20 protein-coding genes are annotated in these 24,197 nt (G+C 68.4%); 6 read left to right on the top strand and 14 right to left on the bottom strand.

The features are described 5' to 3' along the window. Positions 1-46 precede the first annotated feature (46 nt). The 4 genes from QM841_RS16130 to QM841_RS16115 all read right to left on the bottom strand — a co-directional run bounded on the left by QM841_RS16130 (position 47) and on the right by QM841_RS16115 (position 2,127). Entirely contained in the window at positions 47-619 is a 573-nt protein-coding gene (locus tag QM841_RS16130; protein ID WP_011596679.1) for a TetR/AcrR family transcriptional regulator, read from the bottom strand. Next, a complete protein-coding gene (recR, locus tag QM841_RS16125) occupies positions 616-1,224 on the bottom strand; it encodes a recombination mediator RecR (protein WP_005248644.1) in 609 nt (202 codons plus the stop codon). Before recR ends, QM841_RS16130 begins: the two co-directional genes overlap by 4 nt. 9 nt (positions 1,225-1,233) lie before the next feature. Further along, entirely contained in the window at positions 1,234-1,575 is a 342-nt protein-coding gene (locus QM841_RS16120; RefSeq protein ID WP_009477269.1) for a YbaB/EbfC family nucleoid-associated protein, read from the bottom strand. 117 nt (positions 1,576-1,692) lie between these two features. After that, positions 1,693-2,127 carry an SRPBCC family protein gene (locus tag QM841_RS16115; RefSeq protein WP_005248646.1) on the bottom strand — a complete coding sequence of 145 codons (435 nt, stop codon included), beginning with the start codon at positions 2,125-2,127 and terminating at the stop codon, positions 1,693-1,695. A 248-nt stretch (positions 2,128-2,375) separates the two neighbouring features. Between QM841_RS16115 and QM841_RS16110 the strand changes: the two genes are divergently transcribed. Together QM841_RS16110 and QM841_RS16105 are read left to right on the top strand one after the other, a co-directional pair. Then, positions 2,376-3,827 carry an FAD-binding oxidoreductase gene (locus QM841_RS16110; protein ID WP_283332853.1) on the top strand — a complete coding sequence of 484 codons (1,452 nt, stop codon included), beginning with the start codon at positions 2,376-2,378 and terminating at the stop codon, positions 3,825-3,827. Beyond that, the gene (locus tag QM841_RS16105) at positions 3,824-5,125 is read left to right on the top strand and encodes a class I SAM-dependent methyltransferase (protein WP_280782999.1); all 1,302 of its coding nucleotides are present in this window, start codon (positions 3,824-3,826) and stop codon (positions 5,123-5,125) included. Before QM841_RS16110 ends, QM841_RS16105 begins: the two co-directional genes overlap by 4 nt. Positions 5,126-5,157: 32 nt before the next feature. On the opposite strand, the gene QM841_RS16100 is transcribed toward QM841_RS16105, so the two are convergent. The 3 genes from QM841_RS16100 to QM841_RS16090 form a co-directional block, all read right to left on the bottom strand. Then, entirely contained in the window at positions 5,158-6,195 is a 1,038-nt protein-coding gene (locus QM841_RS16100) for a type IV toxin-antitoxin system AbiEi family antitoxin domain-containing protein (RefSeq protein ID WP_283332738.1), read from the bottom strand. A gap of 157 nt (positions 6,196-6,352) precedes the next feature. After that, the gene (locus QM841_RS16095) at positions 6,353-8,491 is read right to left on the bottom strand and encodes a 3-hydroxyacyl-CoA dehydrogenase NAD-binding domain-containing protein (RefSeq protein WP_025431691.1); all 2,139 of its coding nucleotides are present in this window, start codon (positions 8,489-8,491) and stop codon (positions 6,353-6,355) included. Between the two features lie 29 nt (positions 8,492-8,520). Beyond that, complete coding sequence (locus tag QM841_RS16090; RefSeq protein ID WP_005253367.1) at positions 8,521-9,735, bottom strand: acetyl-CoA C-acetyltransferase; 1,215 nt, start codon at positions 9,733-9,735, stop codon at positions 8,521-8,523. Positions 9,736-9,969: 234 nt separating this feature from the next. Here QM841_RS16090 and QM841_RS16085 point away from each other — a divergent pair, with 234 nt between their 5' ends. After that, complete coding sequence (locus tag QM841_RS16085) at positions 9,970-11,619, top strand: amidase (protein WP_283332737.1); 1,650 nt, start codon at positions 9,970-9,972, stop codon at positions 11,617-11,619. 10 nt (positions 11,620-11,629) lie between these two features. Here the strand turns inward: QM841_RS16085 and QM841_RS16080 are convergent, their stop codons facing one another. The 4 genes from QM841_RS16080 to QM841_RS16065 all read right to left on the bottom strand — a co-directional run bounded on the left by QM841_RS16080 (position 11,630) and on the right by QM841_RS16065 (position 17,345). Continuing rightward, positions 11,630-12,301, bottom strand: coding sequence for a response regulator (locus tag QM841_RS16080; protein ID WP_283332736.1), 672 nt, complete (start codon positions 12,299-12,301; stop codon positions 11,630-11,632). Continuing rightward, a complete protein-coding gene (locus QM841_RS16075; protein WP_283332735.1) occupies positions 12,298-14,241 on the bottom strand; it encodes a sensor histidine kinase in 1,944 nt (647 codons plus the stop codon). Before QM841_RS16075 ends, QM841_RS16080 begins: the two co-directional genes overlap by 4 nt. Positions 14,242-14,285: 44 nt before the next feature. After that, positions 14,286-14,987, bottom strand: coding sequence for a hypothetical protein (locus QM841_RS16070; protein WP_283332734.1), 702 nt, complete (start codon positions 14,985-14,987; stop codon positions 14,286-14,288). 81 nt (positions 14,988-15,068) lie between these two features. Then, on the bottom strand, positions 15,069-17,345 hold the full coding sequence (locus QM841_RS16065) for a DNA polymerase III subunit gamma and tau (protein WP_283332733.1): 2,277 nt from the start codon (positions 17,343-17,345) through the stop codon (positions 15,069-15,071). A 210-nt stretch (positions 17,346-17,555) separates the two neighbouring features. Between QM841_RS16065 and QM841_RS16060 the strand changes: the two genes are divergently transcribed. Further along, positions 17,556-18,902, top strand: a complete 1,347-nt coding sequence (locus tag QM841_RS16060) for an ammonium transporter (protein WP_005566991.1) — start codon at positions 17,556-17,558, stop codon at positions 18,900-18,902. Between the two features lie 6 nt (positions 18,903-18,908). Here the strand turns inward: QM841_RS16060 and QM841_RS16055 are convergent, their stop codons facing one another. Both QM841_RS16055 and fes read right to left on the bottom strand, forming a co-directional pair. Next, positions 18,909-19,502: an HhH-GPD-type base excision DNA repair protein gene (locus QM841_RS16055; RefSeq protein WP_283332732.1), complete on the bottom strand. Its 594-nt coding sequence runs from the start codon at positions 19,500-19,502 to the stop codon at positions 18,909-18,911. A gap of 86 nt (positions 19,503-19,588) precedes the next feature. After that, positions 19,589-20,803, bottom strand: a complete 1,215-nt coding sequence (gene fes, locus QM841_RS16050; protein WP_283332731.1) for an enterochelin esterase — start codon at positions 20,801-20,803, stop codon at positions 19,589-19,591. A 73-nt stretch (positions 20,804-20,876) separates the two neighbouring features. On the opposite strand from fes, the gene fepB reads away from it, so the two are divergent. Both fepB and QM841_RS16040 read left to right on the top strand, forming a co-directional pair. Continuing rightward, positions 20,877-21,887 carry a Fe2+-enterobactin ABC transporter substrate-binding protein gene (gene fepB, locus QM841_RS16045; protein ID WP_283332730.1) on the top strand — a complete coding sequence of 337 codons (1,011 nt, stop codon included), beginning with the start codon at positions 20,877-20,879 and terminating at the stop codon, positions 21,885-21,887. Positions 21,888-21,973: 86 nt separating this feature from the next. Next, a complete protein-coding gene (locus tag QM841_RS16040) occupies positions 21,974-22,810 on the top strand; it encodes a DUF1206 domain-containing protein (RefSeq protein WP_280781793.1) in 837 nt (278 codons plus the stop codon). 51 nt (positions 22,811-22,861) lie between these two features. Here the strand turns inward: QM841_RS16040 and QM841_RS16035 are convergent, their stop codons facing one another. Continuing rightward, positions 22,862-24,160, bottom strand: coding sequence for an aspartate aminotransferase type Ic (locus QM841_RS16035; RefSeq protein WP_105413939.1), 1,299 nt, complete (start codon positions 24,158-24,160; stop codon positions 22,862-22,864). Positions 24,161-24,197 lie beyond the last annotated feature (37 nt).

Here is a 24,197-nt window from a genome sequence, read left to right as displayed (position 1 = left end):
AGATTAGGTGAACAACCATTTACCCCGCAAGCCGGACAATCCGCCCTCAGCCGTCGAGCAACTCCTGCACCAGCGGGGCGTAGTGCGCCACCACCTCTTCCGGGGTGCCCGTCGCATGCTCCTGCATCATCTTGCGACGCATGACGGCGAGACCCGTCAGCATCGACATCACCAGTTCGGCGCGCAACCGGGCATCCCGCCCGGGCAGTCGTTCGGCCAGCGCGTCGATCATCTGCGCCGAATAGTTGGCGCGAAGCTTGCGGCTGCTCTCCTCGCTCGGCCCGCTCATGAACAGGATGTTCAGCGACAGCGGCTTGTACGGTTCGAGCGGCCGCGCGAACATCGACACCATCCGCTCACCGAGACCGTCCAGCGGACCGCTGAACACGATCTCCGCGGCGGCACGGAAATCGACGAGCGCGTCGAACAGCTGCTCCTTCGACCCGAAGTACTTGATGATCAGCGGTGCGCTGACCCCGGCGTCCTCGGCGATGTCCTTGAGCGTGATCTCCCGGTACGGACGCGTCGCGAACGCCCGCCCCGCCGCGTCGACGATCAGCGACCGTGACTGCTCGGCCGTCCGCTTCACCGGCGCGGCAGTGCCCGGATCCGACGTCACAGCGTGCGTCTCCCCGACAACGCCCTGCCCAGCGTGAGCTCGTCGGCGAACTCGAGGTCGCCGCCCATCGGCAGACCCGACGCGAGCCGGCTGACCGTCAGCCCGGGGAAGTCCCGCAGCATCCGCACCAGATACGTCGCGGTGGCCTCCCCCTCGGTGTTGGGGTCGGTCGCGATGATCACCTCGGAGACGTCGACGCCGTCCTCCTGATTGCCGATGCGCGCGAGCAACTCCCGGATACGGAGCTGATCGGGGCCCACCCCGGACAGCGGATCCAGCGCACCGCCCAGAACGTGATAGCGGCCCTTGAACTCGCGGGTGCGCTCGACGGCCTGGACGTCCTTCGGCTCCTCGACCACACAGATCACCGTGCGGTCACGGCGCGGATCGGCGCAGATGCGGCAGTGCTCCTTGTCGGAGACCGTGCCGCACACCACGCAGAACTGGACGCCGTCGCGCACCCGCTGCAGCGCATTCTTGAGCCGGTCGATCTCCGGCGGCTCGACGCTGAGCAGGTGGAACGCGATGCGCTGAGCGCTCTTCGGCCCGACGCCGGGCAGCTTGCCGAGCTCGTCGATCAGATCCTGAACCGGACCTTCGTACACGCCGCGCCTCTAGAAACCGGGGAGACCGGGCAGGCCTCCCCCACCGAATCCGCCCGCGAGCGGACCGAGCTTCTGCGCCGCGATCTCCTGCGCCTTGTTCGACGCGTCCTCGATCGCACCGATCACGAGGTCCTGCAGAGTTTCCACGTCGTCGGGATCGACGACCTTCGGATCGATCTTCAGACCGACCACTTCACCTGTTCCCTTGACCGTCGCGGTCACGAGTCCGCCACCGGCCTGCCCGGTGACCTCGGCCTCGGCCATCTCCTGCTGGGCGGCCATCAGCTGCTGCTGCATCTGCTGTGCCTGCGCGAGGAGCGCCGACATGTCGGGTTGTCCACCTGGTTGCACTGACGTGGTCCTTTCTGCTGTTTCCCCTGCCAGAGTAGACCGTGACCGTCGGTGCGGTCCGGCACCGACGCCGCCGTGGGACTCACGCCGACGGCGCCGGAGCGAACCGGCGTCGCGTCAGGCGAGTTCGCGCTCGAGGTTCGCCAGCACCTGCCCCTGAATCTTCTTCAGACCCAGCGGGGCGAACGTCTTCTCGAAGAAGCCCCCGATGCCGCCCGCGCCCTTCCACTCGGTGGTCGTGGTGACCGTGGAACCGCTGCCGCTCGGGGCGACGACCCAGGTGGTGACGAGCGACGAGTTCGCGTCCGTCTCGGTGATCGTGTTGCCCGCCACGGTGACCGTGGCCTTGATGTCGCGGGACCGCTTCTCGGTGGCCTTCAACGTCCACTGCGCGACGGTGCCGCCGCCCTGCCCACCCTCGAGGACGCGGTAGTCCAGGTACTGCTCCGAGAGGATGCGCGGACGCACCGTCTCGTAGTCCGTCAAAGCCGCGAGCGCCTTCTCCGGTGTGGCTGCGACGGTGATCGAACTGCTCGCGCTGACCTGGCCCACTGTTCTGACTCCTCTTGTACGATTTGTACGAAACTGCTTCCTCCTCTCATCCTGCCTTCCGTCGGCGAGTCCGGGCGATGACGTGGCAATCTATTGTGAGGTAGCTCACTTCGACGTGGTCACGACCCGCACATTGATGAGACATTTGTGTGAATCTTCGCTCGACCGCGCCGATATGCGTGGCCTGAACCCGCGGAGAGGGATAGCGTCAAGGTGTGGCTGCCTCTTCGGTTGAACTACTGAAAAGCATGCGGGAGGGTGGACGCCCCTTCCGTGCGCATCGCACTCTGCCCGTCACCGGGATCGACGCTCACCGCGCCGGCGTCGAACGGCTTCTCGCGTCCTACCGCGCGATCCCCACGGACGCCACCGTGCGTCTCGCGAAGAAGACGTCCAACCTGTTCCGGGCCCGGGCCCAGACCAGCGCACCCGGCCTCGACGTCTCCGGTCTCGGCGGAGTCATCTCGGTGGACGAGCAGGCCCGCACCGCGGATGTCGCCGGAATGTGCACGTACGAAGACCTGGTGGACGCCACCCTGCCGTACGGGCTGGCGCCGCTGGTGGTTCCACAACTGAAGACCATCACACTCGGCGGCGCGGTCACCGGCCTCGGCATCGAGTCCACATCGTTCCGCAACGGGCTCCCCCACGAATCGGTCCTCGAGATCGACGTCCTGACCGGCAGCGGCGACATCGTCACCGCGACACCGGAAGGCGAGAACTCCGACCTGTTCTGGGGGTTCCCCAACTCCTACGGCACCCTCGGCTACTCCACACGGCTGCGCATCCAGCTCGAGCCCGTCAAACGGTATGTGGCACTGCGACATCTGCGTTTCGACTCCCTGGACGAACTGCAGTCGGCGATGGATCGCATCGTCACCGAGCGCATCCACGACGGCATCCCCGTCGACTACCTGGACGGCGTCGTGTTCACCGCGTCCGAGAGTTACCTGACGCTGGGCCATCAGACCGACGAGGGCGGCCCCGTCAGCGACTACACCGGGCAGAACATCTTCTACCGGTCCATCCAGCACAGTTCCGTGAACCACCCCAAAACGGACAAACTCACCATTCGAGACTACCTGTGGCGCTGGGACACCGACTGGTTCTGGTGCTCGCGCGCCTTCGGCGCCCAGAACCCCACCATCCGCCGGCTGTGGCCGAAGAACCTCCTGCGCAGCAGCTTCTACTGGAAGCTCATCGCCCTCGACCACAAGTACGACATCGGCGACCGCCTCGAGAAGCGCAAGGGCAACCCGCCGCGCGAACGCGTCGTGCAGGACGTCGAAGTACCCATCGACCGCACCGCGGACTTCGTCCGCTGGTTCCTCGACGAGATCCCGATCGAACCGCTGTGGCTGTGCCCGTTGCGGTTGCGGGAACCCGCCCCCGCCGGCGCGTCCTCGCAACGCCCCTGGCCCCTGTACCCCCTCGAACCGAAACGCACATACGTGAACATCGGATTCTGGTCGTCGGTGCCCATCGTTCCGGGCCGACCCGAGGGGGCGGCGAATCGGCTGATCGAAGACAAGGTCAGCGACTTCGACGGACACAAGTCCCTCTACTCCGATTCGTACTACTCACGAGAAGACTTCGAACGCCTCTACTACGGCGGCGATCGATACACGGAACTGAAAAAACGCTACGACCCGAAATCACGATTACTGGACCTTTTCTCCAAGGCGGTGCAACGTCGATGACAACCCTGAAAGCTTCACGCTCCCAAGATCACAAGCTGACCATCGCAGAGATTCTCGAAACTCTGTCCGACGGCATGCTCCCGCTGCGGTTCTCCGCCTACGACGGCAGCGCCGCCGGCCCGGAGGACGCCCCCTACGGTCTCCACCTCAAGACGACCCGGGGCACCACCTATCTGGCGACCGCCCCCGGCGACCTCGGCATGGCGCGGGCCTACGTGTCCGGCGACCTCGAGGCCCGCGGCGTCCACCCCGGTGACCCCTACGAGATCCTCCGCGTCATGGGCGACGAACTGCACTTCCGTCGTCCGTCCGCGCTCACGCTCGCCGCGATCACGCGCTCGCTCGGCTGGGATCTGCTGCGCCCCATCGCCCCTCCCCCGCAGGAGCATCTCCCGCGGTGGCGTCGAGTCGCGGAAGGGTTGCGGCACTCCAAGTCCCGCGACGCCGAGGTCATCCACCACCACTACGACGTCTCGAACACCTTCTACGAGTACGTCCTCGGCCCGTCCATGACCTACACCTGCGCCTGCTACGAGAACACCGAGCAGACCCTCGAAGAAGCACAGGACAACAAGTACCGCCTCGTCTTCGAGAAGCTCGGCCTTCAGCCCGGCGACCGACTGCTCGACATCGGCTGCGGCTGGGGATCGATGGTCCGGTACGCCGCCCGCCGCGGCGTCAAGGTCATCGGCGCCACCCTGTCCCGCGAACAGGCCGAATGGGCGCAGAAGGCCATCGCCGAAGAAGGACTGTCCGACCTCGCCGAGGTTCGGTTCTCCGACTACCGCGACGTCCCCGAGACCGGATTTGACGCCATCTCCTCGATCGGCCTGACCGAGCACATCGGTGTCGGCAACTACCCCGCCTACTTCGGGCTGCTGCAGAGCAAACTCCGCGAGGGCGGCCGGCTGCTGAACCACTGCATCACCCGGCCCGACAACCAGAGTCAGGCGCGCGCAGGCGGATTCATCGACCGGTACGTCTTCCCCGACGGCGAACTCACCGGCTCCGGACGCATCATCACCGAGATCCAGAACGTCGGACTCGAGGTGCGGCACGAGGAGAACCTGCGCGAACACTACGCACTCACCCTCGCCGGATGGTGCCAGAACCTCGTCGACAACTGGGACGCCTGCGTCGCCGAAGTCGGCGAAGGCACCGCACGCGTATGGGGCCTCTACATGGCAGGGTCGCGGCTGGGCTTCGAACGCAACGTCGTTCAGCTGCACCAGGTTCTCGCCGTCAAGCTCGGCCCCAAGGGCGAGGCGCACGTCCCGCTGCGTCCGTGGTGGAAGTAGGCGGCTCCGCCGCCCGTGCGCCTTTTTGGTAGCTAGAGCAACCAGAAAGGCGCACAGGCCCGGCAGGGCCTCTCGCCGGGCCTGATCCACCCCTCCCGCACCAGGACGGTCTCGACTTCGCGGGCCACCGCACACGGATTCTTTGTCACCTCGTCGAACCCGTAGACGAGTCGCGGCCGTCCCTGCAGTTCCGCGGCATTGTCGCGTCGGCGGTCCCGGAACGCGACCTCCGCCATGGCATGCGCGCGGCGACCGTCGAGTCGCACGATGAGCGGCACACCGTGGTCGGAGTAGTCGCAGTCCTCGAAGAGGGTCCGCCCGTCCACGACACCGGGTGACTGGCGCCGCGCCCGTGGTAGCCCGTGCGCATCCTCGACGTCGGTGGCGTAGCGGTACTCGAGCACCGACTGGACGCCGTCGGCGAGCAGTCGTACCGCATCCACGAGCGCCTTGCCATACCGACGTGGTCGTCGCTCCTCCATGCGTCGCCGGATGTCGCGCAGGGGGATCCGGGCATTGGTCACGAGGGCGATGAGCCTGGTGTATGCGTCACGGGCCGTGGGCTCGGCAATCGCGAGGTCGAGTGCAGTGTCGGCTCGCGCCGTACGAGGCGGATCCGTGTCGACGGCGAGGTAATCGTGGGCCCTCGACCTGTGCACGACAACTCCCGGATGCAACGGCGAGGACGGAGCGATCGGATTGCCCGGCTTACGCGACGGACGCATGCCCGTCGAGCTCTGGCACCGCGACGATTTCCCGTACGGCACGGTGATGTGGATCGGTTCGCCGTCGCGGCGAGGGACCATCCCCCATTCCTCCGCCGCGGTGATGTGGCTGAGCATCGAATGGCCGCCGCCGTAGAGGAGAGCGGCGGACAGGATCATGTTTCGGGTCAACGGGCCGTTGGTGACGGCATAGACGCCTTGGAGGACACGGCGCCACTGCCCCGAGTCGAGGAGATGGCGAACCCTCCCTCTGGAGAAGCCGAACGGCTCGAGTTGGGATTGCGTGACGATCCCGAACTGGGTGTCGACGAGGCGCTGAAAGTCGTGGAGGTCGATGTCGGTCATACGGCGCATCGTGCGATGCGCGTCCGACTCCGATGCCGACAAAAACGCAGTTATCCACGCTGCCTGTGGATAACCGCGAAGTTGTGGATAACCCGCCCCGTGCGCCTTTTTGGTTGTTGCAGCTACCAAAAAGGCGCACGGGCGGCGGAGCCGCCTGCTACTTCAGCGAGGCCGGCGGGGTGAAGCGCTCACCGTACTTGGCGGCGAGTTCTTCGGCACGCTTGACAAAGCCGGCCTGGCCGCCTTCGTAGCCCTGGATGTACTGCGACACACCGCCGGTCCAGGCGGGGAAGCCGATACCCATGATGGAGCCGATGTTGGCGTCGGCGGTGGTGAGGAGCACACCTTCGTCGAAGCACTTCTGCGTCTCGATGGCCTCGATGAACAGCATGCGCTCGATGAGGTCCTGGAACGGCACCTCGAGTTCCTTGGAACCGAAGTTCTCCCGCAGCCCGGACCACAGGCCGGTGCGCTTGCCGTCGGCGTAGTCGTAGAAGCCGGCGCCGCCGAGTTTGCCCTTGCGGTCGAACTTGTCGACCATCGTGTTGATGACGTCGCCTGCCGGATCGGCGGGCAGTTCCTTGCCTTCGGCCTTCGCAGCTTCCGCGGTTTCCTTGCGGATCTTCTGCATCAGCGTGAGGTTCAGCTCGTCGGACAGCTGCAGCGGTGCCGCCGGGTAGCCGGCCTGCATGCCTGCCTGCTCGATGGTGGCGGGCTCGATGCCCTCCGCCAGCATGGCGATGGCCTCGTTGATGAACGTGCCGATGACGCGCGAGGTGAAGAAGCCACGCGAGTCGTTGACGACGATCGGCGTCTTGCGGATGGCCTGGACGTAGTCGAAGACGCGCGCGAGGGCCTCGTCGGACGTCTTCTCGCCGCGGATGATCTCGACGAGCGGCATCTTGTCGACGGGGGAGAAGAAGTGGATTCCGATGAAGTCCTCTTGACGCTTCACACCCGTCGCCAGGCCGGTGATCGGCAGGGTCGACGTGTTCGAGCCGAGCAGCGCCGTCGGCTCGACGATGTCCTCGATCTCCTGGAACACCTTGTGCTTCAGGTCCTGCGACTCGAACACGGCCTCGATGACGAAGTCGACACCGGCGAAGTCGGCGGGGTCGGCGGTCGGAGTGATGCGGTCGAGCAGCGTCTTCGACTTCTCCTCGGTGGTCTTGCCACGCGAGAGGGCCTTGGCCTCGATGCCCTCGGAGTACGCCTTGCCCTTGTTGGCGGCCTCGATGGTGACGTCCTTGAGGACGACGTCGAAGCCGGCCTTCGCGGACACGTAGGCGATGCCCGCGCCCATCATTCCGGCACCGAGCACACCGACCTTGGTGATCGGGGTCTTCTCGATGCCCTCGGGGCGGGAGGCGCCGGAGTTGATGGCCTGCAGGTCGAAGAAGAACGCCTGGATCATGTTCTTCGCGACCTGGCCGGTGACCAGCGACGTGAAGTAGCGAGCCTCGATGAGGAGCGCGTTGTCGATGTCGACCTGCGAACCCTCGACGGCGGCGGCCATGATGGCGCGCGGTGCCGGCATGGGAGCACCCTTGAGCTGCTTGCGCAGGTTCGCGGGGAACGCGGGCAGGTTGGCTGCGAACGCCGGGGTGGACGGGGTGCCGCCTGGGATCCGGTAGCCCTTCTTGTCCCACGGCTGGACGCCGCCCTCGGGGTTGGCCTTGATCCACGCCTTCGCGGCGGGGACCAGCTCCTCGACCGAGGACACGACCTCGTCGACGAGTCCGACCTCCTTGGCCTGCACCGGTCCACGCTGCTGACCCTGGAGCAGCACCTGCATGAGCGCGTTCTGCAGGCCGAGCATGCGGACGGTGCGCACGACGCCGCCACCACCGGGCAGCAGGCCGAGGGTGACCTCGGGCAGGCCGATCTTGACGCCCTTCACGTCCGCGGCGACGCGGTGATGCGTGGCCAGGGCGATCTCGAGTCCGCCACCGAGCGCGGCACCGTTGATGGCGGCGACGACAGGCTTGCCGAGCGTCTCGAGGCGGCGCAGGTCCGACTTGATCGCGACGCTGTGGCTGTAGATCTCGTCGGCGTTCTCCGGGCCGACCTTGATCATGTTCTTCAGGTCGCCGCCGGCGAAGAACGTCTTCTTGCCGGACGTGATGACGACACCGGTGATGGAGTCCTTCTCGTCGACGAGGCGGTCGACGGTCGCCTTCATCGAGGAGATGTAGGCGTCGTTCATGGTGTTCGCGCCCTGGTTGGGATCGTCGATGGTGAGCACGACGATGCCGTCGGCGTCCTGCTCCCAGTTGATGATGTTCTGCTCGCTCACTGCTTCAAGTCTCCTGATGGTCCGGGCGGTCAGACGCGCTCGATGATGGTGGCGACGCCCATACCGCCGCCGATGCATAGGGTGATGAGGGCGTACCGGGCGTTACGGCGCTCGAGCTCGTCGATCATGGTGCCGGTGATCATGGCGCCGGTGGCTCCGAGCGGGTGTCCCATCGCGATGGCACCGCCGTTGACGTTGAGCTTCTCGTCGGGGATGTTCAGGTCCTTCTGGAACTTGAGCACCACGGACGCGAACGCCTCGTTGATCTCGAACAGGTCGATGTCGTCGACGGTCAGACCGGCGGCGGCGAGGACCTTCTTCGAGGCCGGGGTCGGGCCAGTGAGCATGATCGTGGAGTCGGCACCGCTGGTGGCCGTCGCGACGACGCGGGCGCGCGGGGTCAGGCTCATGTCCTTGCCCGCCTGCTCGGATCCGACGAGGACCAGTGCGGCGCCGTCGACGATGCCGGAGCTGTTGCCGCCGTGGTGGACGTGGTTGATCTTCTCGACCCAGTGGTACTTCTGCAGCGACACGGCGTCGAAGCCGCCCATCTCACCGACGCCGGCGAACGACGGGTTGAGGCCCGCGAGGTTCTCGAGCGTGGTGCCGGGACGCATGTGCTCGTCCTGATCGAGGACGGTGAGGCCGTTGATGTCCTTGACCGGGACGACGGACTTGGCGAAGTAGCCGCCGGTCCACGCCTTCGCGGCGAGGTCCTGCGAGCGGACGGCGTACGCGTCGACGTCCTCGCGGGAGAAGCCCTCGATCGTGGCGATCAGGTCGGCGCCCACACCCTGGGGAACGAAGTAGTTGTCGTAGTTGGTGGCCGGGTCGAGCGCCCACGGTCCACCGTCGGAGCCCATCGGCACGCGGGACATCGACTCGACGCCGCCGGCGATGACCAGTTCGTCCCAGCCGGAGCGGACCTTCTGCGCGGCGGTGTTGACGGCCTCGAGGCCGGACGCGCAGAACCGGTTCAGCTGGACGCCACCGACGGTGTCGGGCAGCCCGGCGTCGTTGACCGCGACGCGCGCGATGTCCATGCCCTGGTCGCCGACCGGGGTGACGACGCCGAGGATCAGGTCCGAGATGCGATCCTCGTCGAGGTCCGGGAAGCGGGCGCGGAGCTCGTCGATCAGGCCGGTGACCAGCGAGATCGGCTTGACCGAGTGCAGCGAACCGGTCTTCTTTCCGCGGCCACGCGGGGTGCGGATGGCTTCATAAATGAATGCCTCTGTGGTCACTGTGGAGTGTTCCTTCCTTATCTGCGTCGACGCCGACCGTGCACACGGCGCTCTGCACGGGGCATACCCCGGCACGTCCACCTTAGAACGTGTTGCAAAACGGAAGGAAGGACCGAAGCGATCCTGGATCGTGACCCAGGCGATCACGATCGGCCGGTCTGCGCCCTGCCCGGCCCGCCTTTCGTGCTGTAATGACGCGGCGCTCGACCCGACCCGAGCGGAGGAGAACACGCTGTGACCACCCGACTGTCCCGCCGGCAACTGTTCGGCGCCGCGACCGCGGGTGCGGTGACCGTCGTCGGGCTGGGGCGTGCCGCGGCGTCCGCGAATCCGGCTCGTCGGCTGCCGTCGCCTGCCGCGATCACGGCGTCCGATCCGGCTCTCCTCAGCGCGGTCGAGGCCGCGTCGCTGTTGCAGTCCCGGGCGCTGCATCCGCGCGAACTTCTGGACGCATGCCTGTCGCGCAGCGCCGCGCACGACGGCGGCATCGGGGCGTGGATCCGTATCTACCCCGAGCAGGCGTACGAGGCCGCGGAGTCCGCCGCCCGGCGACTCGAGGAAGGGTCCGCGCCGCTGGTGTGCGGATTGCCGATCGCGTTGAAGGACCTGTACGCGGTGGCCGGGCTGCCCGTCACGGCGTCGAGCGGCGTCCTCGAGGGCAACATCGCCGCCGGCGATTCCGGGGTGTGGCGGCAGCTGCGCGACGCGGGCATGGTGCTGATGGGCCACGCGCACACTCACGAGTTCGCCATCGGAACGGCGACACCGCAGGTGGGGAACCCGTGGAACGTCGAGTACTCGCCGGGCGGCTCGTCCGGTGGCAGCGCAGCCGCCCTCGCCGCACGGTTCGCGCCCTGTGCGGCGGGTACCGACACCGGCGGGTCGCTGCGCATTCCCGCGAGCGCGTGCGGAATCACGTCGATCAAACCGACGTTCGGCCGGTGCAGCACCAGCGGGGTGATTCCGCTGACCTGGACGCGCGATCACACCGGTCCGATGGGACGCAGTGTCGCCGACGCGTCGCTGCTCCTGAGCCACATGGCGGGCGTCGACGTCGACGACCCCAGCACGTCGGTGGGTCCGGGCGTTCCCGCGGAGGGTTACCCGCTGACCGCCGCGGGCGGGTCACGCCCACTGTCCGGCACGCGTTTCGGGTTGCCTCGGGGTGTCGCCGACGACCTGCCCGGCCCGATCGGGACCCTGTTCGCCGGCTTCCTCGACCTCGTCCGCGCACTGGGCGGCCAGATCGTCGACGTGACCGAGCCCGACGTCCCGAAGGGGTTGCTGAGCGGCGACTATGCCGAGTTCGGCTCGTATCACCAGCAGTTCGCGGACCGGCTCCCGGCATACGGCCCGGAGTCGGCGCTCGCCGCGACCGCGGCGATGGCGAGCCTCGCCCTGCCCGTAGCCGACTACTTCGCACTCGAACGCGCACGGCTGCGCTTCCAGCACGACTACAACCGGATGTTCGCCGAGCACCGGCTGGATGCGATTCTGCGTCCCGGCGCACTCACCGACGGCGTGCGGCGCGACGCACTCGCCGATTCGAGCGTGTTCGCCGGTGCGCGGGAGAACTACTTCTGGGCCAACTACACGGGGGCACCGGTCGTCTGCACCCCGGTGGGCCGGTCCGCGGCCACCGGCATTCCGTTCGGCGTGCAACTGGGCGGTCTTCCGTGGTCCGAGGCGTCGCTGATCTCCATCGTCCTGGAACTGCAGGAGGCGCAGCCGGTGTGGCGGGACACGCCGCCGCTCGGCCCGGCGCCGCGGCGGATCCCCGAGGTGCGGGTAGCGGCCCCCGGCGCCGGACCGACTGCGACCAACACGGACGACACGGGCCCGGGCATCCGGTTCGTGCCGACGACGTCGACCGCGGCAGTGTGACCTCGCGAGGTCAGGCGTCGAGGCCGAGACCCGCGTCCCGTGCCCGAACGATCGCGGCGGGACGGTCGGGCACACCGAGTTTGGTCAGCACGTTCGACACGTGGTTGCGCACGGTCTTCGGGCTCAGCACGAGCCGCCGCGAGATGCTCGCGTTGTCGTAGCCGCGGGCAACGAGGTCGAGGACTTCACGCTCCCGGTCGGTCAGCTCGGGAAACACCGTGGGGCCCACCCTGCGTGAGGCGGCCATGAAGCTCATCGCGCGGGCCGCGACCGCGGCGCCGAGGATCACCTCACCGTTGGCGACCGCCCGGACCGCCCGTTCGACCTCCCCCGGGTCGGCCCCCTTCACCAGGTAGCCGCGAGCCCCGGCACGCACCGACGCGACCAGCGACTCGTCGTCCTCGTGCATGGTCACCACGAGCACCCGCAGTGCGGGATGCCGCTCGACGAGCCGCCGGGTGGCGTCCACCCCCGAACCGTCCCCGAGTTCGAGGTCCATCAGCACCACGTCGATGTCGCCGTCGACGACGTCGAGCGCCTCCGCGACGGAGCTGGCCTGCGCGGCCACCTCCATGCCGTCCAGCGTCGACAGCAACGCGACCATCCCCAGCCGGAACACGGGGTGGTCGTCGACGACGGCGACCCGGATGGACGAGGTGGTGGAATCCGTGGCGGCGCTCATGATGCGGTCAACGGTAACCGGGCCGTGACCACCGTGCCTGTCGGACGGGCGGATTCGATGTGGAGCGTGCCACCAAGTTCGTGGGCCCGCTCGCGCATCGACCGGGTTCCGACGCCGCCGCCCCCGGCCGGATCGAACCCGCACCCGTCGTCGTGGATGACGACGGTGAGCATCTCCCGAGCGAACGTGGCGTCGACCCGGCAGCCGTCGGCGCCGCTGTGCCTGCGCGCGTTGGTGACGGCCTCGACGACGATCCCGTACGCCGCGGCGCTGATCTCCGCGCCCAGCCTCGGCGGCGGTTCGGCCTGCACTCGCAGCTGGAATCCGCTGCGCGACTGGTTGGCCGCCAGTTCGTGCAGCGCCGGGACCAATCCGAGCTCGTCGAGCACCGGCGGGAACATGCTGCGGGACAGCTGCCGGACGCCCTCCACCTGATGGTCGAGTTGCTCCTGCAGCGCGTCGATGAGTTCCGCGGCGGCGGCGGGATCCGAGCCGAGCAGGTTCCGGGCGCCCTGCAGACCGAGTCGGATACCCGCCAGCGACGGACCCAGCCCGTCGTGCAGTTCGCGGCGAATCATCTGCCGCTCCTCCAGTCGCACGGACGCGAGCCGCCGCCGCGCCTCCTGCAGATTCTCCGCCGACTGCAGCACGACGAGACCGGCAGTCACCACCGCCGACAGTTCGGTGAGCGACCGGCGGGTGCGCGCCCCCAGCGACTCCCCCGGTGGCGCCGTCACGACCATCGTCCCCAGCACCGCACCGCGGTGGGCCAACTCCACCGACTCGGCGTGCCCCGTCGCCGAACCCCACACCGCGGCAACCCCGTTGGCGCGACGCACGGACACGGATTCGAGCCGCAACGCGACGCCCACCCCGGCAGCGAGACCCTCCAGGAGTTGTTCCGGGGTCTCGGCACTGCCGAACTGCCGGCCCAGGGTCCGGACGGCCCGCGCCGGATCCGCGCCCTCGCCGTAGACGAGGCGGTGCACCCGCCGCTGCAGCCACAACCGGACCGGCTGCACCGCGACGGCGACGACACCCGCCGCGACCACCTGCGCCCCCACCGAATCGCCTTCGGGCAGCAGCGCCGTCACGGCCGTGGCCACCACCACGTAGAGCACCAGCAGCAGCACGGTGAGGGTGCCGGCCACCGTCGCGCGGCTGACGGCGAGGTTCAGCCCCCACATGCGCTGGCGCAGGATGCACACCAGGATCGCGACCGGATAGAACGCCTGAACGGCCAAGTGCGCCAACGGGTTGAGCACCCACAGACCCGGCAGTGACGCGGGCAGCGCCAACGGAACGTACGCGGCGGTCATCAGCGCCGTGCCGAGGCACATCCATCCGAGCCCGACACGCTCGTCGGGTGGGCCGTGACGCCACCGCCACCCGCAGTCCGCGGCCGCCGCAGAGCCGACGACGAGAACGGGCGCGATCACCCAGACCGCGGGGATGTCCGTGAACGTGCGGGACCAGAAGTACCAGGCCGTCGCGGCGATACCCGCGAGGACGCCGAGTTTCGCGCCGACGCCCAGCGGGTGGTCGCGGATCAGCCACGGCACGATCAGGAACAGGCTGAGCGTCCCCGGAATCCACGCGGTGTTCTGCAGCGGCGACAGCACGTCGACCCACGGCAACCCGGGACGCACGAGCGCGAGTTGCGAATAGCTGTAGCTCAGCGCGGCGACACCCACGCCGATCGCGGTGAGCCCCATGATGATCGGCACCGGGTGCACCCGCCGCGCGAGGACGACGCCCGCCACGGTCCCGTAGACCGCCGCCCCGACGACGTCCACCAGGAAGAACAGTTGGTTCGAATCGATGCCCGGATCGGCCCGGACGAACGCCACCACCGAGAGGACGACCAGAATCCACGCGGACACCGCCATGACAGCAGCAGGTACGGGCGCACCGCCCGTACCCGCCGACCCCTCGGTCATTCGAGTGTCCTTCTGCTTCACCATGATGCGAACGAGTATCGCCCCTACTCGCGCACGGTGTCGGCGAAAGCGAATCCGATCGCGCTCACCAGCACCCACAGCGGTCCGGTGAACCCGGCGAGGTACTGCAGCGGCGAGACGCCGATGACGGCCGTCACCAGGCCCAGGACCAGGCTGACCCAGCCGATCCACTGCGGGCCCGCCTGTCCGCGCAGCAGTGCGACGGCCACCGCCAGCGCGCTGACGCCCGCCCCCGCCCACAGCCACGGGATGGTGCCCATCCAGTGACCGCCGACCACCGCGAACGCCGGCACCAACTGGTCCGTGTCACCGAGACCGAACACCAACTCGGTGGTCAGGCCGGTTCCCAGCAGGCACGCCGCCGACGTCAGGACCAGACCGAACGCCGCGACCGACGGCAGGATGCTCTCGGCGGGCAACGCTGCCCGCAGCCGCTGGGACAGCCCGGCGGCGAAGACGAGGATCAGCAGCGCCGTGGTCATGATCGATACGTGCATGACGAGGATCCCGGTGCGCTGTCCGGCGAGGCCGTTCATGATGGCGACCGCGTCGCCGGCCGACGCCTCCGCGTAGACGGCGTCGATCGACATGCTCGCCTGGATGCCGACGATTCCGGCCACGCCGGCGAGGACCCCGACGTAGGCCCACCACCGGCTGCCACTTCGCGGTCGTGCCGTCGCCGGGACCTCGTTCTGCACGCCGTCTGGAACGTTCACTGTGCTCATGGGACGAGAATCGGCCACCCGGCGTCCCGGGCACCAGGGGCGGATGTCCCGATGTGGCGGGACCGCCGACGGCCCTTCGGGTCAGCCCTCGAGCTTCTTTGCCCCGAGCATGTCCTTGAGCAGTTCGAACGCCACGTCTTCCGGGTCGCGGCGCGTCGTGGGGTCGACGGGTTCCGCCGCCTCCGCGAACATCTCTTCCTCGTCCTCGGGTGTGGAGACGGGCGGCGTGGTCGCCGAAGCCTCGTAGTCGATCGGCCCGGGATCGTCCGGGTAGTCGGGTGCCTCCGGCGGCGGGATGTCGTCGTCCGGTTCGGACGACGGACGTGCCTGTCCCGCACCCGGGCCCGAGTCGGAGCGCTGCGTGTCGGACTGCTGCTGCGGCGGGCGCTGTGCGGTCCGCTCCTGGCTGGGCCGGGAGAACCGCGGTGCGCCTGCCGGTTTCGTCGGCGCTGCGGCGGCCTTCGCGACCGGTGGCGGCGGCGCCGTCGGAGCGCCGGCCTGGTACTCCACTTCCCAGGTGCCGCCGAACATCTCGGCGAGCACCTCGGTGATCACCTGGGCGTTGTGCGGTGACGCGATGCGAGCGCCCAGGTTGGGGACGGGGTGCGCCAGGATCAGGCGGTTGCCCTGAACGTCGTGCACCGTCGCGGCCGACAACATGGCAGGCAGGATCTTGTTCCGCTGACTCACCTTTTCGCGCAGCGAATTCCAGGCTTCCCGCAGCGCGGCAGCATCCGGGCCGGCGGATGCGGCGGGCGCCGCCTCCACCTCGGGGGCGATCGGCGGCTCCGGCTCGGGTTCGGGAGTCGGCTCCGGCACAGGAGTCGGTTCCGGCGCAGGATTCGGTTCCGGCGCAGGGGTCGGCTCGGGTTCCGGGACCGGAGCGGGCGCCGGTGCGGGAGTCGGCTCGGGCTCGGGTGCGGGAACAGGGGCCGGCTCGGGCTGCGGCTCCGGTTCGGGGACAGGGGTCGGTTCGGGCTGCGGCTCCGGTTCGGGAACGGGCGTCGGCGCGGGCTCCGGAACCGGCCGCGGCATCGGTTCGGGTTCCGGCTCGGGCGGCGGGGGCACGGTGGCCGCCGCGGCCTGGCGCATCGACGGTCGCTGGAACTTCGGTTCCGGTTCCGGCTCGGCGGGTTGTTGCGGCGCACGCGCAGGAGCCGCCGCGGGCCGCTCGGCCGCGTCGACGGCCGGCGCCGACCCGGCGGGCGGAAGTCCGCGTTCGACCCGTTCGAGTCGCTGCAGCACGGCGGACTCCGCATCGGACGCCGAGGGCAGCAGCATCCGGGCGCACATCACCTCGAGCAGCAGGCGGGGGGCGGTGGCGCCGCGCATCTCACCGAGGCCCGCGTGCATCACCTCGGCGTAGCGGGTGAGCGTGGCGGGACCGATCCGCTGGACCTGGGCGCGCATGTGCTCGAGCACGTCGCCGGGCGCGTCGACCAGGCCACGTTCGGCGGCGTCGGGCACCGCCTGCATCAGGATGAGGTCGCGCAGACGCTCGAGCAGGTCGACGGCGAACCGGCGTGGATCGTGCCCGGCGTCCATCACGCGGTCGACCGTCCCGAACAGCGCTGCACCGTCGCCGGTGGCGAGCGCGTCCACGGCGTCGTCGATGAGCGCGACGTCGGTGACGCCGAGCAGCGCGAGAGCGCGCGGGTAGGTGACACCCTCGTCGCCCGCGCCGGCGAGCAGCTGATCGAGGATGCTCAGCGAGTCACGCGGCGAACCGCCACCCGCGCGGATGACCAGCGGATACACCGGGTCCGCGACCGGCACACTCTCCTGGTGGCAGATCTTCTCCAGCAACCCGCGCATCGTCGCCGGTGCGAGCAACCGGAACGGGTAGTGATGGGTGCGCGAGCGGATGGTCGGCAGCACCTTTTCGGGTTCGGTGGTGGCGAAGATGAAGATGAGGTGCTCCGGCGGCTCCTCGACGATCTTGAGGAGCGCGTTGAAACCGGCCGTGGTGACCATGTGGGCCTCGTCCACGATGAACACCCGGTACCGGGATTCGGCGGGCGCGTAGAACGCGCGGTCGCGCAGCTCACGGGTGTCGTCGACACCACCGTGGCTGGCCGCGTCGAGTTCGGTGACGTCGAGGTTGCCCGATCCGCCGGGGCCGAGGGCCACGCACGAGGGGCACTGGCCGCACGGCGTCGAGGTGGGACCCTCGACGCAGTTCAGCGATCGGGCCAGGATGCGGGCAGACGACGTCTTGCCACAGCCGCGGGGACCGGAGAACAGATACGCGTGGTTGATCCGTCCGGCGTCGAGAGCGGTGCTCAGTGGTTCGGTGACGTGCTCCTGCCCCACCACCTCGGCGAAGGATGCGGGTCGGTACTTCCGGTACAGGGCCACGCGGAAAGACTACCGGCGGTCCCCGACAGTCCGGGCCGGGTGGTCGAAGCACCCGCTCAGCAACCGCTCGGGGCGCTACTCACAGGCGGAAGTCCGAACCTGACCGCATTGCGTAACACGTTCGCAACGCAGCGGCAGCACAGTCGAAACCGCTCACGGTCATCGTGACTTTCCGCGCCGGGTTTCGTCCCGGGGTGTGAGGAGAATGTCGTGCCTGCAATCGACGCCGGAGCAACCGCCTGGCTTCTGATCAGTACCGCGCTGGTCCTTCTGATGACGCCGGGGCTCGCCCTGTTCTACGGCGGAATGGTCCGTTCCACCGGCGTACTGAACATGATCATGATGAGCTTCGTGTCGATCGCGCTGGTCACGGTCGCGTGGCTGGTGGCCGGATACTCCCTCATCTTCGGCGACGACATCGGCGGCGGACTGATCGGCGGGCTGGAGCACCTGGGGATGGTGGGCATCGACCCGACCACCGTCCACGGGCAGGTGCCCGAGATCCTGTTCGCCACGTTCCAGCTGACGTTCGCGATCATCACCGCCGCGCTGATCAGCGGTGCGATCGCCGATCGGGCCAAGTTCTCGGCCTGGATGATCTTCGTGCCCGTCTGGGCCCTCGTCGTCTACGCACCCGTCGCGCACTGGGTGTGGAACCCGCAGGGCTGGATCGCGCAGTTCGGCGCCCTCGACTATGCGGGCGGACTGGTCGTCGAGATCGTGTCCGGAGCGTCGGGCCTGGCGTTGGCGCTGGTGCTGGGCCCGCGTCTCGGTTTCCGGTCCGAGTCGATGCGCCCCCACAACCTTCCGCTGGTGTTGCTGGGCGTCGGCCTGCTGTGGTTCGGCTGGTTCGGTTTCAACGCCGGCTCCGCGCTCGCCGCCGACGGCACCGCCGCCGCGATCTTCCTGAATACCCTCGTCGCCGGGTGCACGGGCCTGCTCGGCTGGCTCCTCGTCGAGCAGAAGCGGGACGGTCACCCCACCACGTTCGGTGCGGCGTCCGGCGTCGTCGCGGGTCTGGTCGCGATCACCCCGTCCTGCGGCACCGTCAGCATGGTCGGGGCGCTCGTCGTCGGCGCCGTCGCCGGTGTGGTCTGCTCGTTCGCCGTCGGCTGGAAGTTCCGCCTCGGGTACGACGACTCGCTCGACGTCGTGGGAGTCCACCTGATGGGCGGCATCGTCGGCACCCTCCTGATCGGACTGCTGGCCACCGAGGTCATGACCGACGGACCGGAAGGCCTCTTCTACGGGGGCGGTTTCGCGCAACTCGGCAAGCAGTTGCTGGCCGTGGTGGTCGTCGCCCTGTACGCGTTCGGAGTGACGTACGCGCTGGGCAAACTGATCGACCGGATCTTCGGGTTCCGGGTGAGCGCGGAGGACGAGTCGTCCGGCATCGACCTCGCGTTGCACGCCGAATCGGCGTACGAACACGGTGTGCTCGGGCACGGTCCGGGCGGCGGCGGTCAGGGCAACAGTGTCTTCCCGTGGATGCACGAGGCCGAACGCCGGCGGCACCTGGACGCCGAGCGGAAGCAGAAGCCGTCGGATCCCGAGTAGCGGCGGCTACTTCTTCTTCGCTGCCGCAGCCTTCTTCGCCTCGGCCTTCGCGGCTTTCTTGAACTCGCGGACCTCGTGGAGGCTCTTGTCGTCCACGACGTCCGCGATCGACCGCCGGGATCCCTCGGTGCCGTAGTCGCCTGCGGCCTCCCGCCAGCCCTTCGGCTCCACACCGATCTGCTTGCCGAGCAGTGCCAGGAAGATGCGCGCCTTCTGATCGCCGTAACCCGGCAGCGCCTTCAGCCGTTTCAGGACCTCTTTGCCGTCGGGGTCGCCGCTGGTCCACAACGCCTCGACGCTGCCGTCGTAGTTCTCGACGAGGAACGCGCACAGCGACTGGATGCGGGTGGCCATCGATCCGGGAAACCGGTGGACCGCCGGTGTCTGTGAGCAGACGGCCGCGAACTCTTCCGGATCCATCTCCGCGATGCGATGCACCTCGAGGCCGCCGATCCGGTCGTCCAGCTTCTTCGGACCCGCGAACGCCGTCTCCATCGGAACCTGCTGATCGAGCAACATCCCGATGAGCAACGCCAGCGGATCACTCGCCAGAAGCGCGTCGGCGTCCGGATCCCCTACCAGATTCAGCGTGCGTGCCATGCTCTGATCCTGCCATCCCACCATCGGGCGGGTGCGCCCTTCACCTCGACGCGCGGTTTATTCACAGAGTTATCCACATCACTGCATTACCGGTCGGTACGCTCCAGCATCGAGGCCACGCCGGCGATCAGACCGTCGCGCCAGTGCAGGACGTCGTGGCCCCCGCAGAACTCGCGGTACCGCACGGTGAAGGCCAACAGTTCGCGTACCTCGCGGTTGGGTTCGACGAGCATCCATTCGAGGGTCCCGACCTCCACGCTGAACCGGCTGTTCGACGGGGCAGCGGCGCGGACGCGGTCCTGGAACGGGACTCCCGGCCCCGAGCCGGGCCACCAGAACGATCCGGACAGGCTGACGGCGCAGCCGAACACGTGCGGGGCCGTCAGCGCGAGGTGGCACGCCGTCAGTCCGCCCAGGCTGCAGCCGGCCACGATCGTCGACGCGGGATCGTCGGTGGCACCCCATTCCCGCCGCAGCCACGGAAGCAGTTCGCCGACGAGACCGGACGCGAACGCGGCACTGCAGCCCAGCTCCTCGGATCGCAGTTCGGGTCCGACGCTGTCGACCATCACGACGAGCGGAACCCGGTGCCCGGCACGTCCGAGTGCGTCGACGGCGCCCGCGATCGGCAGGTCGACCGCCCACGTCCGGCCGTCCAGCAACACCACAACCGGACGATTCCGAACAGTGAGTCCGGGCGGTTCGTAGACCCACACCGACCGACGCGTGCCCGACAGCGTGAACGCCGTCTCGTGAAGCGCGCCGCGGCCGGGCCGGTCGGTCCACCAGTGCTGTGCGGGCGCCGCCGGCATCACCGCCTCGGAGCTGTCACCGGTCTGCACCACCCGCGTCGGCAGTGGGTTGAACGGGTCGGGTTGCGCGTCGGCGAGCACCCTCCGCCACCACTGCCAGCCCGGGGTGCCGCCGGGAACTGTCAATGGTTCCGCCCGGGGAATGAAACGGTAAGCACCCCGCCACTTCTCGGGGACCTCGATCGAGAGGGACCACAGGTCGGTGCCGGGTAGCCGGGACAGCGCGGCCTGTCCCAGGCGGGAGCGATCGGTGATTCCGTTGGCGTCGAGGTAGACGTGCCGCGTGCGTGACGTGCGCTCGTCACCGTCCGGATCGCGCCAGCAGAACGTCGCGATCACGCAGCCGGGGCCTGCCCCGTCCGGCTCGATGAGGGGACTGCCCGCGGCGGTGAGACGGTCCCAGAACGCGGGGACGCCGTCACGCGTCAGGTCGTCGATCGACCGTGCGCGCACGACGCGACGCTCGGGTCCCGGCACTCGTTGCAGCATCCACTTCCCCATTCGAATGTAGGTAACGCTAGCCTAAATCAGCTTCCTTACCCGTGCGAAAGAGAGTCTTACCGTGAAACTTCGTCGCTCACTGGCAGCCGTCGCTGTCCTCGCCGTCGGGATCGGCGCTGCCGCGTGCTCATCCGATCCCGATTCCGACGCCGCGACCACCGGCACCACCGCCGCGTCCGACCAGAACTGGCCGCGCACCGTCACCGACGAGACCGGCAGCATCACGATCGAACAGAAGCCCGAGCGGATCGTGTCCACCAGCGTCACCCTCACGGGCTCACTGCTCGCCCTCGACGCCCCACTGATCGGTACCGGCGCGCAGCGAGCCAGCGACGTGACCGACGAGAACGGTCTGTTCACGCAGTGGGCGGACATCGCCGCCGAGCGCGGCGTCGACACGCTGTACCAGGGCGAACCCAACGTCGAGAAGATCACCGCCGCCGATCCGGACCTCATCTTCATGTCCGCCACCGGCGGCGACTCGGCGCTCGATCAGGTGGACACGTTGAAGCAGATCGCGCCCGTCGTGGTGCTGCGATACGACGACAAGTCGTGGCAGGACCTCAGCGGACAGATCGCCGCGGCCATCGGGGCCGAGGCACAGGCCGACGCCCTCGTCGCGAAATTCGACCAGCAACTCGACGACGCCAAAGCGGCGCTGGGCGACACGGTCGCTGCGGCGAACCCGGTGAATGTGCTCGCATACAACTCGCCGGAGGAGTCGCGGATCTTCACTGCCGAATCGGCGCAGGGCATCCTGCTGGAACGCCTCGGATTCTCGCTCGCCGAGCTGCCGTCCGACCTCACCGCCGCCGACAAGGGCATCATGGCCGGCCGCAAGGACGTCGTGCCGGCCGGGCAGGAGAACCTGCCGCGAGCCGTGCCCGGCAACACCACGTTCATCGTGATCGGTGAAGCAGCGGACGCCGACAGGTTCCTTACCGATCCGACGCTGCGGGAGACGCCGTCCGTGGAGAAGGAGCAGGTGATCGGGCTCGGGAAGGACAGCTTCCGCCTCGACTACTACAGCGCGTCCAACCTGATCGACCGGGTCACGAACGCAGTGCGATAGCGCTCACCCCGTGTCGGCGCGGCCCATATCGGGTACCTCTACGTCACAGGGACTCCGGTCCGTTCACACAACCCGAAGGACACCCGATGGCCCAGAACGAAACGAATCGAGCCAACGGGATGAGCCGCGCCGTCGACAGGGCAACCGACAGCAACACTTTCGAGCGGGTCGCGCGCGCCGGCCACGTGATGAGCGGTTTCGTCCACCTGCTGATCGCGTACATCATCGTTCAGCTGGCGTTCGGCACCGGCGGCAACGCCGATCAGTCCGGGGCCCTCGGCGCCCTGGCCGCCAAACCCGGTGGCCGGTTCGTGCTGTGGGTGGCGATGGTCGCGTTCATCGCGATGGCGCTGTGGCGGCTCGCCGAGACCGTTCTCGGCCCCCACGTCACCGAGAATTCCGGGGGCGACGGCGACGACACGTCCCTGCTGGACCGCGCGAAGGCGTTCGGCCTGGCCGTCGTCTACTTCGCGTTCGCCTTCTCGGCGTACCAGTTCGCGAGCGGCGGTGGTAAATCGAGCGGTCAGCAGAACGCCGGAATGAGTGCACGCCTCATGGAATCCGGGGGAGGCAAGATCCTTCTCGTGGTGGTGGGTCTCGTCGCCATCGCGATCGGCGGCTACCACATCTACAAGGGGGCGTCGAAGAACTTCCTGGACGACCTGAAGGGCACCCCGTCGAAGCTCGTCGAGCCCCTCGGAGTGGTCGGCTACGTCGCCAAGGGGCTCGTCATCGCGGGCGCGGGCGTGCTGGTGATCGTGGCGGTCGTCAACGCCGACCCGTCCAAGGCCACCGGCCTCGACGGCGCGGTCAAGACACTGGGCTCGGCGCCGTTCGGGCAGTTCCTCCTGGTCCTCGCCGGACTGGGCATCGCCGCGTACGGGCTGTACAGCTTCGTGATGGCGCGCTACGCCAGGATGTAGAGACACGTCCGGCCGCTCACCCATGAAGGGTGAGCGGCCGGACGTCTTCTACTAGGACTTCGGCAGGTCCAGGCGTGACTCGGTGGCCGCGAGCAGCACGCACGTCGCGACACCGTTCATCGACTTGTCCAGATCCTCCATCGAGGGGAAGCTCGGCGCGAGCCGGATGTTCTTGTCCTCGGGGTCGACGCCGTACGGGAACGCCGATCCGGCGGCGGTGAGCGCGATCCCCGCGTCCTTCGCCAGAGCGATGACGCGCTTCGCGGTGCCCTCGACGACGTCCAGGCTGATGAAATATCCGCCCTTCGGCTCCGTCCACGACGCCACCTTCGACGCCCCGAGACGATCCTCGAGGATCTTCAGGACGAGCGCGAACTTCGGCGCCAGGATCTCGCGGTGCTTCTCCATGTGGGCGCGCACGCCCTCGGCGTCACCGAAGAACCGCAGGTGCCGCAGCTGGTTCAGCTTGTCGGGACCGATGCTCTTCTTGCCGAGGTACTTCTGGTACCAGGCCAGGTTCGCGGTCGAGGAACCGAAGAAGCTGACGCCGGCACCGGCGAACGTGATCTTCGACGTCGACGCGAACACGAGCGGCCGGTTCGGGTTGCCCGCCTCCGCGGCCATCCCGAGGATGTCCAGCGACGGCGCCGTCTCGCCGACGAGCGGGTGGACGGCGTAGGCGTTGTCCCAGAACAGCCGGAAGTCGGGGGCTGCGGCCGGCATCGACGCCAGCGTCCGCGTCACCTCTTCCGAGTACACCGCGCCCGTCGGGTTGGAGTAGTTGGGGACGGCCCACAGACCCTTGATCTGCGGATCGTTCGCCACCAGCTCGGAGATGACGCCCACGTCGGGGCCGTCCGGGCGCATCGGCACCGGGATCATCTCGATGCCGTACGTCTCGGTGATCCCGAAGTGCCGGTCGTAACCGGGTGCCGGGCACAGGAACTTGACCTTCTCCTCCTGCGACCACGGGCGCGGGGAGTCGGGGGTGCCGTGCAGCAGGGCGAACACGACGTTGTCGTGCATGATCTCGAGGCTGGCGTTGTTGCCGGCGAGCAGGTTCTCGACGGGGATGCCGAGCAGTTCACCGAAGATGGCGCGCAGCTCCGGCAGCCCGGTCAGCCCGCCGTAGTTGCGGGTGTCGGTGCCGTTGCCGTCGCGGAAGTCGCCGTCACCGGGCAGTGTCAGCAGCGCCGCCGACAGATCCAGCTGTTCGGGCGAGGGCTTGCCGCGAGTGAGGTCGAGCGTGAGCTTCTCCGTCTTCAGCTGCGCGTAACTCGCAGTCTGGCGCTCGTGCTCCGAAAGTAGTTCCTCATGGCTCATCAACCCGATCTGGGTCTGGTTGGTCATCAGGAGCGGCCTCTCACCGACGTCGTGGGTCGGGTAT

It is taken from the genome of Rhodococcus sp. IEGM 1307 (assembly GCF_030056915.1).
GTDB lineage: Bacteria > Actinomycetota > Actinomycetes > Mycobacteriales > Mycobacteriaceae > Rhodococcus_F > Rhodococcus_F opacus_D.
Note: the sequence above shows the minus strand (reverse complement) of the source record. Positions and strands in the feature narration are given on the sequence as shown.